The sequence below is a fragment of the Enterococcus cecorum DSM 20682 = ATCC 43198 genome (assembly GCF_000407565.1).
Classification (GTDB): domain Bacteria; phylum Bacillota; class Bacilli; order Lactobacillales; family Enterococcaceae; genus Enterococcus_E; species Enterococcus_E cecorum.
On the sequence record NZ_ASWI01000004.1, the window covers coordinates 753,191 to 767,028 of the forward strand.

Here is a 13,838-nt window from a genome sequence, read left to right on the forward strand (position 1 = left end):
ATAATAAAGAAAAATCTTGAGGAGTTAACGAAGATGTCATCATCAGAAAAAACGATTGAAAGACTGACAAAAACAATTGAAACACAAGTAAAAACAATTGAAGCAATGTCTAATGAACTTGCGCTTTTGCGCGAACAAGTCGCTTACCTTACCAAAAAACTTTATGGTAAATCCTCTGAAAAGCGTGACTATAATCAGAATCAATTGAGCCTGTTTGATGACATGGAACTTCCTGAAGAAGAAAGTGACTGTCCCAGGTAAACCAGAAGAAGAAACCATTACTTATCGCCGGAAAAAAGCGAAAGGCAAACGGCAAGCCATTTTTCAACAATTTAAACCAGAAGTCATCCACCATGAATTGACGGGAGAAGCTTGTACTTGTCCAGATTGTCATGAAAAGCTAAAAGAGATCGGTTCGTGTGTGCAACGACAAGAATTAGTCTATGTTCCTGCACAGTTAAAACGAGTGGATCATATTCAGCACGCCTATAAATGTGTTGCTTGTAGCAAGAAAAATGCGACAGATAAAATCATCAAGGCCCCTATACCCAAGGCGCCCTTGGCGCATAGTCTGGGTTCAGCCTCTATTATCGCGCATACCATTCATCAGAAATTCACACTGAAAGTGCCAAACTATCGACAAGAAGAGGATTGGCAGAAAATGGGGCTACCGATTAGCCGTAAAGAGATGGCTAATTGGCATATCAAGTTTGGTCAGTATTATTTCGAACCACTCTATGAATTATTGCGTGAAAAGTTATTAACACAAAGCCTTCTTCATGTGGACGAGACAGCCTATAGAGTTTTAGAAAATGATACCTCTTTGACCTATTACTGGACATTCCTTTCAGGAAAACAAGCAACATAGCCAATTACGCTTTATCATCATGATCAACGGCGAAGCGGCTTAGTAGTTCAAGAATTTCTTGGCGAATATGATGGCTATGTTCACTGTGATATGTGGTCAGCGTATCGCCAACTACCTAAGACAAAGTTAGTAGGTTGTTGGGCACATGTGTACCGAAAATTTTTTGAAGCAACGCCTAAACAGGCAGATAAGAAGTCATTGGGGCGCAAGGGATTAGATTATTGTGATCAGATGTTTTCACTAGAAGCATCTTGGGCTGAGTTGTCTTCAGCTGAAAGATTGTGCAAGTGCAAAGAAAGATTAGCGCCATTGATGACAACGTTCTTTGATTGGTGTCGCAATCAATCAGTGCTTCCAGGATCGAAGTTAGGCCGTGCAATCACCTATGCCTTGAAATATGAGGAAACATTTAAAACAGTTTTAACAGCTGGTTCCTTAGTATTATCCAATAATCTGGCTGAGCGTGCGATTAAAGGATTAGTCATGGGACGTAAGAATTGGCTTTTCTCTCAAAGTTTTGAAGGAGCCAAATCTAGCGCAATCATTCTGTCACTTTTAGAAACTGCCAAACGAAATGGCTTAGACTCAGAGAAATATCTTACCTATCTTTTGGAGAAGTTGCCAAATGAAGAGTCTTTCGCAAAAAAAGCAGTTCTAGAAGCTTATTTGCCATGGTCAGAAACTGTGCAAGCAGATTGTAAATAAAGAAAAGAATCTCCAAAGTCGAGTGACTTTGGAGATTTTCAATATACCTCGTTATTGGGCGCTTACGCTTAAACTGAATATTCTTTTAAATGATTTGATTATCTCTATGTACCGATAAATTCGTTTTCAAATAGTTATCTATTCATATGAGTTTTATTTCATGTCATTTATTGTTGACAAGAGAAATTTTTGTTGGTATAGTGTTAATGGCAAAACGTAATGATTACGATTTGCGACATCTAAATCAAAACGAAAGGATTATAAATGTATATGGCAAAAAAGTCTAAAATTGCTAAAGCAAAGAAACAAATGGAAATGATTGAAAAATATGCAGACAAACGTCAGGAATTAAAAGCCATAGGAGATCGCACCGCTCTCGCTAAATTGCCAAGAGATTCAAATCCGAATCGTCTGAGGCTTCGTGATCAGACGGATGGTCGTCCAAGAGGGTATATGCGAAAGTTCGGTATGTCCCGTATTAAGTTTAGAGAACTTGCCCATCAAGGGTTGATTCCTGGAGTAAAAAAAGCAAGTTGGTAAAAGGAGGAAATATCATGGCAGTACCAGCAAGAAAAACATCTAAGGCGAAGAAACGGTTAAGAAGAACTCATCAAACTGTAGTAAAACCAGAAATTTCATTTGACGAAGCGAATGGTGATTATAGACGTAGCCATCATGTATCTTTAAAAGGGTACTATAATGGAAAGAAAGTAATTAAAGGAGCTTCAAAATAGTTTAATATATAACTTTTAGGAGGGAATCAAAATGGAAATTATTTACCCACCTTTAGTTGAAGAAGGATTAAAGTATTATCTTGAAACGACCCAGCAATCTCTAGATAAATGCACTTTTTATCGTTCGATGGTAGAGAGAGGAATTATTACTGAAACGGGTTTACCGACCCAACAGGCAATTGAAAATGGATTAGTCAAAGATTACTATGAGGACCAAGGCTTATCATTTGATGATTTTTTAAGAATCTATCCAATTTTTGAAGAGTATGACGAGGAGTTATTTCAATGTATCGATGGTTATTGGGAGATACCTGTTGATATGAAAGAAAATTTAGTTTCACAATTGGAATCTGGCGAGTTAACTTTTGAAGATGCACAACAAATTTAAGCATATCTTGAAGATCGATAAGTATTGAAGGAGGAAGATTTATGCGTCAAAATATTATTTTGGAATGTGTCGAAACTGGAGAACGTCTGTATCTCACCAGCAAAAATAAACGTAATAACCCTGAACGGTTAGAATTAAAAAAGTATTCACCAAAATTGCGCAGACGGGCAATTTTCAAAGAAGTGAAATAGCTAAGTGGTAAAAAGGTGACAAAATGGGCATACCAGTTACAATCGTTTCTGGGTTTTTAGGGGCTGGAAAAACAACGCTAATCAATCAAGCCTTGCAAGTCTCACCCTACCCCAGGGAAGAAATTATTATAATTGAAAATGAGTTTGGTGAAGTTGGGATTGATCACAAATTATTAGTTCATAGCGAGGAACGGGTGTTACAACTAAATAATGGATGTATGTGTTGCAGTCTTCGCAGTGATTTATTAGCAATATTGATTTCTTTACTGGAAACAATAGAAGAACATCAACAACCAATTTCACAAATCATCATTGAAACTACAGGTATAGCAGATCCCCAACCAATCATTCAAACACTTTTAACAGCGCCTCAACTAAGAGGAAGAGTATATATCGATAGTTTATTGACTGTTATTGATAGTGACAGTTTTGAACTTATTGAAAGAGAACCACAAGCCCTTAAGCAACTTGTCATGGCAGATCGCATTTTTGTGTCTAGAAAACAAAACTTGAATTTATCTGCACTAAAAAAATTACAGAGAGAAATCAAAAGTATTAACCCTTTATCCGATATTCGAATGTTCACACATAGTGAAACGATTCAAAAAAAGGATTTTTATAATTTGAAAAAATTTAATCATCCCTTAGTTTTTGAAAGTGATTCATCAGAAAATCACTATAATGGCAAACGCTATCATCAACACCATCAAGTACATGAGTTTAAATCAATTCTCTTAACTTCAGATCAAGACATAAAAAAAGATTTTTTACTCCAATGGATTGACTGGCTGATTTTAACCAACCAAGGGAGCCTGTATCGTTTTAAAGGATTGATTGCTTTACAAGAGCAGGATTTTATAGTTGCCATGCAAGGGGTAAACGAACAGGTTAATTTTCAATACACCACTCGACAAAAAGACCAAACCACTATTATTCTAATCGGAAAAATGTTGGATGAAGAAAGGATCAAACAGAGTTTTGATAAATTACTGGCGGAAAGCAAATAATGATAAGTATTGATTGGGGGTAATTTCTAATGGAGAAAACGGATATGTCTAGTGCATATCGACGACTTAAAAGCCCGAATATTAAAACTAGAAAAAGGGCATTAAAAATTATCAAAGAACATAAACGAAATAAAATGAAGAAATTAGCATAATTAAGGAAGGAAAAAGAATGAAGAAAATCAGTGTAGGACTTATTGGGATAGCAGCTCTAGGATTATTGGGAGCTTGCTCCAGCACTAATGATGCAAAAGTATCGAATGATAAAGATGGAAAATTAGAAATTGTAACAACATTCTATCCAATGTATGATTTCACCAAAAACATCGTCGGCGATGAAGCGAACGTGGATTTAATGGTTCCGGCAGGATCAGAACCTCATGACTATGAGCCTTCTGCTAAGGATATGGCAAAAGCTCATGATGCGGATGTTTTTGTATATCATAACGAAAACATGGAATCATGGGTACCAAAAGCTAAAGAAAGTTGGAAGAAAGCTGGGCCTAATGTAGTAGAAGGAACAAAAGACATGATTTTATTGCCAGGTAGTGAAGAAGAAGATCATGATCACGGAGAAGAAGGTCACCATCATGAACTAGATCCTCATACGTGGGTTTCACCCAAAATGGCAATTAAGGAAGTTTCAAATATCAAGGATCAGTTAGTTAAATTGTATCCGAAAAAAGCAAAAGTATTTGAGACAAATGCTGAAAAGTATTTGACTAAACTGAAACGGTTGGATGCTGACTATACCACTAGTCTTAAAGAAGCGAAACAAAAAAGTTTTGTGACACAACATGCAGCCTTTGGATATTTAGCTTTGGATTATGGATTGATACAAGTTCCTATTGCTGGACTAAGTCCTGAAGAAGAGCCATCTTCTGGTCGATTAGCTGAATTAAAAGAGTATGTTAAAAAAAATAAGATCAATTATATTTACTTTGAAAAGAATGCTAATGATAAAATCGCAAAAACTTTGGCTAATGAAGCTGGGATAAAGTTGGAAGTATTGAATCCTCTTGAAAGTCTTACAAAAGAACAAATGGATAATGATGAAGATTATGTTTCAGTAATGGAAGACAATCTAAAAGCGTTAGAGAAAACAACTATGGTTGCTGGTGAAGAGGTAGTTCCAGAAAAAGAAGCGAAGGATGAAAAGACAGTTGCTAATGGGTACTTTAAAGATGCCGATGTGAAGGATCGCGAATTGAGTGATTATACAGGTGAATGGCAATCTGTTTATCCGTTGTTAAAAGATGGAATTTTGGATGAAGTTTTCGATTACAAAGCAAAACTCAATAAAGACATGACAGCTGCCGAGTACAAAGATTATTATACTACTGGCTATAAGACAGATATTGATACTATCAACATTAAAGACAACACCATTGATTTTGTAGTCAACGGTGAACATCATCAATACACATACAAATATGTTGGATACAAAATTTTGAATTATGAAAAAGGAAACCGTGGTGTTCGTTTTAATTTTGAAACTGATGATGCAGGTGCTGGTCGTTTTAAATATATTCAATTTAGCGATCATGGAATTGCACCAAGTAAGGCAGAGCATTTTCATATTTTCTTTGGTGGAGAAAGTCAAGAAAAACTTTATAATGAAATGCATAATTGGCCTACTTTCTATCCAGCTTCATTATCTGAGCATGAGATTGCTCAAGAAATGATGGCCCATTAAAATCCAATCTTTGGAGGAAATACATGGTAAGAAAAGTATTATTGTCTATGGATTCCAAGAATATTGATGCTTATCGGCGTTATTGATTTGCAAAGCAAATGAGATTAAATGGGAGTACATTAGCTGATATTGCTGCAACTTTACATGTTAGTGTTGATACAGTTCGTAGAGTGTTAAAACAAGACCCGGATTGTTGTTTTATCAAGGTCAATACTGGAAGAAGTAGACGTTTAGCAAAACGATATAATAGTTTGATTAATTAGTTGTAACAGTAGAGCAGATTAATTTTCTTTTATTAGGATTTGATCTGCTCTTTATTATGTATTGGAATTAACATATTCGAAAAAATATTACAAAATTATAATGCTATTATTTATAATTAATTATTTTACAATGCTAAAATTGATGATAATATTTTATTGTATCTGTTAATAAAAGTTTTTGTACTATTAATTGTGATTTTTAAATGATTGAAAAATAGAGAGGAGGAAGCAATATGTAGAAAAAATATTTTAAATTGGTGTAAGTACAAATATGTTATTTACAGTATTTTAGTTTCTCGTATTAAGTGTTACTACTATGGTGAATTCTTTAGAGAATTAATAAATAGTCTTCTTTGATAGATTGTTAAAGGGAACTTAACAAAGTAATAAGATGCATAATCAAATGCACAAAAAACAAAAAAAAGAAGTTTCTTCGAATAGAAATTCTGAAATAACATCCTTTCGCCTAATAGTGAATAATTTAAATAAAGAGAAACTGGCTACACTATCAAAGCAAGTGATTCTGTTTAGCTAATTACTAATAATTAAAGTATTAAAATAGTATGTTTAATCAAATAGAACAAGATTGGATAATAGTTTATATTTTTAATCCTAGACCATTATTGGTATTTCAAAGACTACAACCATACTAATTAATCTATCGAATGGTACAATTTCAAAAACTAAAATCAAAACTAGTGATTCTAATGTTATCAAAACTGAGTTGAAAATTAAGTAGCCACAATATCTAAAGTGGTGAGGAATTAGCGATAATTACTACGCCGAAAGTAAAAGAATAATAGAAAGGCGAGTTTTATAATCAAGTTGGACACTTTTGACAAAAAATAATCATAGTGAAAAAATCGTGTATCATTAATTTGACAAAAAATAATATAGGGAGATTTTGAGGTGACCCCCAAAAGTTAGACTTTTTTACGAGACGACTCCGGTCGTCTCGTTTTCATTATGCAGCTAAAAGATGGAGCCTATATTGAACAGGACTCATCCATCCTAACTTTTCTTTTATTCGTTGTTCATTATAATACTTTATAAATCGTTCTATTTCCATTTTTAATTCCTCATAGCTATAGTAAATAACGCCATAGTATATCTCTTGCTTAAGCAGACCGAAGAAATTCTCCATTACGGAATTATCTAGACAGTTGCCCTTTCGAGACATGCTTTGAAATATTCGTTCTTCTTTTAGCCTGTGAGAGTACGCCTTCATCTGGTATGCCCAACCCTGGTCAGAATGGAATGTTCGTCTATAAGGGCAGTCTGAAGTGATTTCAATGGCTTTATCCAAGGCATTCATTACATTCTTTGCTGAAGGTTTCTTATCGATGCTGTAACTTAGTATTTCTCCATTACACATATCCATAAATGGATCTAAATACAGCTTATGCATTGTCATATGTCCTTTGACATCAACTTCATAATACTTAAATTCAGTCGTATCCGTTGTGATTTTTTGATGGGGTATGTGCGTATTAAAGCGTCTGCGAATTCTGTTGGGTGCAATGGTACCAGTCCTGCCCCTATAGGAACTATATTTCCTACTTTTGCGTGTGTAGGATGTCACCTGCAAGCCAAGTTTTTGAACTATTCGCTGAACCTTCTTTTTGTTGATGAGATATCCCTGATTATGAAGCTCTCCATGTATTCTACGATATCCGTAATCCTTATTATTCTTACGGATTTCTTGGATTTTTTCTTCAAGTTCTTTGTCAGGATTTTCTCTATCAAATCGTTTTTGCCAATACATATATGTTGCTTTAGGCATGCCTGTATAAGAGAGAAGGTCTTTTAGTTTAAATTCTCGTCGGAGACTGTTGATGACGAGTGCCGTTCTCTCATTTTTTCCTCGTCCTCTAAACGCAGCCTCCTCAGTTCTTTTAAAAAGGCATTCTCAATTCTCAATTTAAGAAGTTCATCTTCTAGCTCTTTTACATGTTCTGCACTTGTATCAACAGAAGATTCTTCAACTGGTTTGTTTTGTGTATTGCCATTAGTTGTATTCAATGTTTTCTTTCGTCCCTTCTTGCGTGGTCTTAGGGCATCAGGACCAGCTGCACGAAAGCGACTCACCCAATTTGTGATCATACTTGGATTAGTAATTCCTTCTTGCAGAGCTAAATCTTGATATGAGATTTCACTTGATAAATATAACTCTACTATAGAAAGCTTCTTTTCAAAAGAATAAAAATCTTTTTTTCTAGAACGTTTTAATCCTTCATCACCAAATGCATTGTAATTATCCACCCATAGTTTAACTGTATTATCAGATGGAATGCCGAACTTATTTGCAAGATAAGTATAACCACCTTCGCCATTAAGATAAGCATTTACAACTTGCTTTTTAAACTCAAAAGAATATTTGGACATAAAAATACCGACCTCCAATTGTTAGATTTTATGGTCTAACTTTTGGGGGTCGGTACATTTTTCACTATGACTGAAGTTAATTTTAACACAAAAACAGCGCGTCAAAAAGGCAAACATTTATCAAAAGAAGAGCGTGAAACGATTAACGCTTTACTGAATCAAGGTTATTCTTACAGAAAAATCGCTAATTATATCGGCCTTTCTCCTCAAACAGTTGTAAATGAAGTGAACCGTGGAACCGTTCGTCAAAAAAAGAAAATGAACGGGAAAACCAGCTACTTTGAGGTCTATGATCCCACATACGCTCATGAACGTTATAAACAAAAGCGTCTACTTTGTCATCGTCCCATTAAATTCCAAACAGTGCGCTCATTTCTCGCTGAATTCGTTGAAGCTTTTAAAAGATTTAAGTTTTCCCCTGATGCCTTCGTTGGTGAAGCTAAGCGTAATCAATCCTTCTTCAAGGATGAAAGGGTGTGTACTACTACGCTCTACAAGTATATTGACCAAAACTTACTTGAAGTGAAGAATATCGATCTAGTTAGAAAAACTTCTATCAAGAAACGTAAAAAAGCTTCAAAAGCTCCTAATAAGCGTCTCTATGGCGAAAGTATCGAAAATCGCCCAGATACTGTAGAATCGCGTGAAGAATTTGGGCATTTTGAGATTGATACCGTCATCGGTAAGAAAGCAGGTAGTGAAAGTGTCTTACTTACCCTTACGGAGCGTAAAACACGCTATGAAATCATTAAAGTGATTGATGGAAAGGACACGGATTCTGTTACTTATGCAATCAATCAGATAATCAACGAATACGGTGAGAACATCTTTCAATCTATCACCGCTGACAACGGTTCTGAATTTGCTAATTTAGCCACTGTCTTAAATGGAAGAATGAAAGTTTACTACACACATCCTTACGCTTCCTCCGAACGTGGCACAAACGAAAACCACAACGGTATCATTAGGAGATTCCTAGCTAAAGGTGAAAGTATCGATTCTAAAGATAGAAGGACACTAGAGTCGATTGCGGATATCATGAATGAGCTACCACGGAAAATCTTGAACTATCAACGTCCTAGAGAAGCATTCCAGCAAGAATGTCTCCTAATAAGTAGTAGCTGCTGCTAATCAATAACTAGTTTAAAATTGATATAAAAGTTAATATAACATGAATTTTGGGCTATGAAAAAAAGTGTCCAACTTGTTCTTGACAATTAGGGAATATTTACAAATCAAAGAAAACAAATTATATTATTACGTCGATGAACAATCAAAAGTAAATTGGATTACAACGAATCATGACAATGAGCAAAATAAGACATTAACAGAGGTGTTCGGAAATATAAATGTGCAATTGAGTACTTTGTAAAAGGAATGGCATATATCACCAGTGTTTATTATAAATCTGTAGCTAATAGCCGAAATTTAACATATAGTAATTGTCTGCATTCGATTTTAAAAGTGATGCATTTGGACAATTATAGTGCTGAATATTTGTTCAATAGGATTTTGTCATTGCAAACAGAAGGTAGGGTGAAAAATAGGTTAAAGAGTCAAAGTCTAGCAGTTAGAAATTTATATAGTACTGGCTTCAAACTCTATTCATTATTCGATGGCGATGATAATGCGTTAAATACTGATATTATGTTTTATCAAGTTCCTTTTTTTCCAGAGTATTTTCTCTATGAATTATGTTCAAAAAGTTTAGTCATCGGTATTTCAGCTACTGCAACTGTGCCATCTGTATTAAGTAATTACGATTTGAATTATTTACAAATGATGCTTAAAGACAAATTTTATCAACTTAAAGATTATCACCATGAGCATTTAAAGGAAAAATCTAATCAACTCATTCAAGGATATCCTCAAGTCAAAATGGATTTAATAAAAGTAGAAAATCAACCTTTAGAGTATCTATTTGGTGGTTTTCTCGATGACAAAGTTATTACAAGTTATATTACCGACTTTGTGGGCTCTATAGATGCGTTTTACTTAGAACGGTTAACAAAAATGTTGAGCGCAATATTTGATTTTTTAACTGATAGTAGTGTACAGTCTATGCTCATTTTTTCGAACCAATTGATTAATAATCATTCTAAACCTAATATTCATTTGTTTAAACGTGCGGTTCAGCTTTTAAATCAACAATATTTTGAGCACTCATATGACGTGGATAGTCTTTTTGTCACATTAAATAGTCAAAATTTTGAAAAGCAAAAAACACAATTACTTAAAAAACTAAGCAAAGGTGAAAAAATAGTTATTTTTACATCGTATAAGACTGTAGGTGTGGGGCAAAATCTTCAGTATGACATTCCAGAAAATACTCCAGTCATCCAAGTGAATAATCGTAATAGTCATTCAAAGGATATTGATTGTATTTATTTAGATCTTCCAACACACTTGATTGCGCGTAAAGAAAAAGATAGTAACTCCATGGAGACTATATATCGTGGTATTTTTCAGATGGAATATTTATCTGTAAGAGGAGAAATATCGCCTGCACAATGTAAATATTTTATCTCTCAGTATTTTACCGATGGAAATATCCATTTAGATACCGATAAAACAAGATCGATGAATAATAAAGCGATTGCGATTATACAGCAAGCAGTAGGTAGAATTTGCCGAACAAGTAATAAAAATGCAGTGATTAAGCTATATATAGATGATAAAGTATTCCAAACCTGTGATTTTTCTGATTTTAAGAACAAAATCAATAATCCCGAGTTTCAAAAAATCATTGAAACAAGCTATAAGAATCATTCGTTTGAAAAAGCTGAAATCGAATCTTTACAAAATCAGGCGGTCAACCATACTTTGCGATTTAAAAATAAACTTTATCATTTTGTCTATAACAACAAACAATGGACAAGTGAACAAATAGCTTATTGGCAGGCGATGCGTCAACATTTGTTAAAATATCCAACGTTATCAACTGAAGCATTTCTTGAATTGGAGGATAACTACCAATCTTTTTATATTCAAATGCCAACCCTAAGAAATAGTTATACTTATACTCAAGAACAGGATTTTAGCTATTTACAAATATATTTTGGTATACAAGGTAAAAGCAATGTTTCAGCTGAGGATGTTAAGTTAAATAAAATTCAGCAAATCACTGAATTAAGTAATTATTTTGAACAGCAAGGATATGCTTTAAGTTTTGAAAGACAAGATTACATGTTGTCCCCGGTTGCCTATCAAAACATTTATAAAGGTGCATTAGGAGAAACAATAGGTAAGAAAGTATTAGAGACGCACTTAGATATACAGCTAGAGGAAATGCCTGCAGAATACTATGAATTATTTGATTATCATATTCAAAATCAAGTTTATATCGATTTGAAGTATTGGAAAGAATCAAATAAACAGCGTGCAACAGAATATTTAGAGCGAATTCATGAAAAATTAATGCGTGTTGGTGGCAAGCGGGCAATTATTATTAATATTTTTGCCAATCGAGCGTATAACTATAGTACATCGTATCAAAACCAAATTATTGAGATTCCTTATCTATTTCATAAGAAGCAATTAGATGCTATAAAGCTAAAACAATTAGAAGATTTTATAAAGGAGACGATAGCTAGTGACGACAATTCTAACTAATAAATTAAAAATAAAGTATGATTTGGAAAAAATTCAGCGAGACTATGATTTTATTAAAATTATTAGGGAAGACAAAACAATATACGGTGCGCACATTCTCGACTTGGATTTTGTCAAAGTTGACGCTATTGTATTTGAAAATGGACATTCACTCGTGTTGATGTACCGAAAAAATAAGCATTCTAGCTATACATTTAATGAGTATTTTAGAAATAGTCCTTACATGGATTCCTATCGTGCAATGGATGTCTCCTGTAAAGATCTAGTTGAAAATAATGGGTTGCTACAACTATTTTTGAATGCGTTAAGTAATTATAGTTCAGATGATTTAAAGTATAATAATTTAACAGGTAATCTTTTTATCACACATCCAGCGTTGATTGTCAAAAAAGTAAAAGATCAACCTATGCAGTTGGACGCATTGCAAGTAAAAGTAGATAAAGAAGAGACATTAAATTTTTCAGCCAATAGATTTAATTCTGTGAAATATAGAAATAAGATGAAAATAGAGGACAAAAAATTTAGATCTTTACCTAAATATGAATTGCTTTCCAATGGTACGCTTAAACGACATCATAAAGGAGAAGCAAAGCAATTATTTGTTCAAAGAGCCATTGATAATGAAAAAGCTTCAATTCCATTTTTGGATATTTCAAGTTTTGAAAAGTTTAATGCGTCTAAAATGGGGATGATGTCGGATTTGTTAGAACGATTTGAAATATATTTTGGTGAATATGTCCATTTAGAATTTGTAGAATATACAGATGTACGACAAGCTTTGATTCAATCGGAGAGGTTTGAACTGGTCAATCATGAATTGGGTACTGCACTATATATCATTGACAAGATTTGTGATGAACATTCGAAAGTAGAGTTAAAACGTATTCAGCATATCTTGCTAGATAAATATGGATTAAAAAGTCGCATTGTCAAACATCCACAAAAAGATGCGATGAATATTGTGTATGTACATGAAAGAGAATACTATGAAAAGCAGCAATTAGTAGACCCTTATATCAATGACAAGGCATTTATAACACATCATTTGACAGTAGAAGGTTTTCTAGAAAATGAAGAGTTAACGATTGAAGTAATTCTTAAAGAGTTGCTGATTAAAAAGGATTTAGAAAAGCAGCAGATCTCTCTTTTGGATTGGTCCGACTTTCAATTTGAGCACGAATGGATTTTTATTAATAAAATTTCAGGTGAAGAGAACAGATATTTAGGGATGAAAATTTATCCAAATGGGCATTTTGTTTTTACGGAATTTGAAAATACATTATCTAGAAGTCACGAATATAATCAATATGCAGATATTTTAGCGTCAAGTAAAGCAGAGGGATTGATTATTGACCATCATAAAAATATAAATGTGATTGTGCAAACTAAATTGTATTCACTACAAGAAATGCATCAAATCCGGCGAATATTCAAACAAACAAAGGAAAATCAGAAATATTTCAAAGATGAATTGGCTGATTTACTAGATCATATTTCAACTCAAACAAAGAGTCAAAGTATCATTTCAGAAGTTTCTGATATAAAAGAATATTTGGATAGTGTGAACGAACCGGAAATTAGTCAACAATATTTTGTCCAAAAATTACACCACAAAACATTGAAACAGAAAGTGAATGATTATTTTGTGATGAATTATCAAAAGCATCTATTTCCTTATTTTAGAAATCAGCAAAACAAATCAGAAATATACAGAGGCAGCTTAGATATTCATTATTGGCAGATTGATGAGAAGCGAGCTCAATACTGTGTAGGGGAAAAAAGTAAGAATCCTAAGCAGAAGATGGACAAAGGTGTGATCATTCGTGAAGTTCAAGCAATAGGTGATGCTCCAGTATTTTTTGATGAACTCTTACCTTTAATGGATGTGGATTTTGTGCGTTTAGGTTCATTAACCGTGCTGCCGTTTCCATTTAAATATTTACGTGAATATGCAAAGAAATATAAATAAACCATCTCCACCTAAAAAACAAG

General features: G+C 33.7%; 12 protein-coding genes and 2 pseudogenes. 13 read left to right on the top strand and 1 reads right to left on the bottom strand.

What is annotated here, in order from left to right:
- The first annotated feature begins 33 nt into the window (after window positions 1–33).
- From I567_RS09705 to I567_RS12495, 10 genes and pseudogenes are all read left to right on the top strand, one after another.
- Window positions 34–261 (top strand): IS66 family transposase, encoded by a 228-nt coding sequence (locus I567_RS09705; protein ID WP_016183445.1) that lies wholly within the window; start codon window positions 34–36, stop codon window positions 259–261.
- Window positions 218–1,573 (top strand): annotated as a pseudogene (locus I567_RS09710) (IS66-like element short variant transposase). The gene I567_RS09705 and the pseudogene I567_RS09710 overlap by 44 nt, the downstream one beginning before the upstream one ends.
- Window positions 1,574–1,843: 270 nt before the next feature.
- Entirely contained in the window at window positions 1,844–2,113 is a 270-nt protein-coding gene (gene rpsN, locus I567_RS09715) for a 30S ribosomal protein S14 (protein WP_034863808.1), read from the top strand.
- Window positions 2,114–2,127: 14 nt separating this feature from the next.
- The gene (gene rpmF, locus I567_RS09720) at window positions 2,128–2,307 is read left to right on the top strand and encodes a 50S ribosomal protein L32 (RefSeq protein ID WP_002297318.1); all 180 of its coding nucleotides are present in this window, start codon (window positions 2,128–2,130) and stop codon (window positions 2,305–2,307) included.
- A gap of 31 nt (window positions 2,308–2,338) precedes the next feature.
- Window positions 2,339–2,695 carry a hypothetical protein gene (locus tag I567_RS09725; protein ID WP_016252054.1) on the top strand — a complete coding sequence of 119 codons (357 nt, stop codon included), beginning with the start codon at window positions 2,339–2,341 and terminating at the stop codon, window positions 2,693–2,695.
- Between the two features lie 41 nt (window positions 2,696–2,736).
- Window positions 2,737–2,886, top strand: coding sequence for a 50S ribosomal protein L33 (gene rpmG, locus I567_RS09730; RefSeq protein WP_002297320.1), 150 nt, complete (start codon window positions 2,737–2,739; stop codon window positions 2,884–2,886).
- A gap of 23 nt (window positions 2,887–2,909) precedes the next feature.
- Window positions 2,910–3,893 carry a CobW family GTP-binding protein gene (locus tag I567_RS09735; protein WP_016252055.1) on the top strand — a complete coding sequence of 328 codons (984 nt, stop codon included), beginning with the start codon at window positions 2,910–2,912 and terminating at the stop codon, window positions 3,891–3,893.
- A gap of 29 nt (window positions 3,894–3,922) precedes the next feature.
- Window positions 3,923–4,045 (top strand): putative metal homeostasis protein, encoded by a 123-nt coding sequence (locus I567_RS12680; RefSeq protein WP_111736139.1) that lies wholly within the window; start codon window positions 3,923–3,925, stop codon window positions 4,043–4,045.
- Window positions 4,046–4,062: 17 nt separating this feature from the next.
- Window positions 4,063–5,586, top strand: a complete 1,524-nt coding sequence (locus I567_RS09740) for a zinc ABC transporter substrate-binding protein AdcA (RefSeq protein WP_016252056.1) — start codon at window positions 4,063–4,065, stop codon at window positions 5,584–5,586.
- Window positions 5,587–5,609: 23 nt separating this feature from the next.
- Window positions 5,610–5,849, top strand: a pseudogene (locus tag I567_RS12495) (hypothetical protein).
- A 964-nt stretch (window positions 5,850–6,813) separates the two neighbouring features.
- Here I567_RS12495 and I567_RS12500 read toward each other — a convergent pair.
- A protein-coding gene (locus I567_RS12500; protein ID WP_155237647.1) for an IS3 family transposase occupies window positions 6,814–8,234 on the bottom strand; the annotation gives its coding sequence in 2 pieces (ribosomal slippage) (window positions 6,814–7,667 and window positions 7,667–8,234; 1,422 coding nt in all).
- A gap of 66 nt (window positions 8,235–8,300) precedes the next feature.
- Here I567_RS12500 and I567_RS09755 point away from each other — a divergent pair.
- The 3 genes from I567_RS09755 (at window position 8,301) to I567_RS09765 (ending at window position 13,815) form a co-directional block, all read left to right on the top strand.
- A complete protein-coding gene (locus I567_RS09755) occupies window positions 8,301–9,365 on the top strand; it encodes an IS30 family transposase (RefSeq protein WP_016252058.1) in 1,065 nt (354 codons plus the stop codon).
- A gap of 405 nt (window positions 9,366–9,770) precedes the next feature.
- Entirely contained in the window at window positions 9,771–11,846 is a 2,076-nt protein-coding gene (locus tag I567_RS09760) for a hypothetical protein (protein WP_114975558.1), read from the top strand.
- Window positions 11,827–13,815 (top strand): hypothetical protein, encoded by a 1,989-nt coding sequence (locus I567_RS09765; protein ID WP_016252060.1) that lies wholly within the window; start codon window positions 11,827–11,829, stop codon window positions 13,813–13,815. Before I567_RS09760 ends, I567_RS09765 begins: the two co-directional genes overlap by 20 nt.
- Window positions 13,816–13,838: the final 23 nt, after the last annotated feature.

Excerpts from the sequence above, each read along its gene's own strand:
- I567_RS09735 (WP_016252055.1), top strand. The coding sequence starts at position 2,910 with ATGGGCATACCAGTTACAATCGTTTCTGGGTTTTTAGGGGCTGGAAAA.
- rpmF (WP_002297318.1), top strand. The coding sequence starts at position 2,128 with ATGGCAGTACCAGCAAGAAAAACATCTAAGGCGAAGAAACGGTTAAGA.
- I567_RS09705 (WP_016183445.1), top strand. The coding sequence starts at position 34 with ATGTCATCATCAGAAAAAACGATTGAAAGACTGACAAAAACAATTGAA.
- I567_RS09755 (WP_016252058.1), top strand. The coding sequence starts at position 8,301 with ATGACTGAAGTTAATTTTAACACAAAAACAGCGCGTCAAAAAGGCAAA.
- I567_RS09740 (WP_016252056.1), top strand. The coding sequence starts at position 4,063 with ATGAAGAAAATCAGTGTAGGACTTATTGGGATAGCAGCTCTAGGATTA.
- I567_RS12680 (WP_111736139.1), top strand. The coding sequence starts at position 3,923 with ATGGAGAAAACGGATATGTCTAGTGCATATCGACGACTTAAAAGCCCG.
- rpsN (WP_034863808.1), top strand. The coding sequence starts at position 1,844 with ATGGCAAAAAAGTCTAAAATTGCTAAAGCAAAGAAACAAATGGAAATG.
- rpmG (WP_002297320.1), top strand. The coding sequence starts at position 2,737 with ATGCGTCAAAATATTATTTTGGAATGTGTCGAAACTGGAGAACGTCTG.
- I567_RS09725 (WP_016252054.1), top strand. The coding sequence starts at position 2,339 with ATGGAAATTATTTACCCACCTTTAGTTGAAGAAGGATTAAAGTATTAT.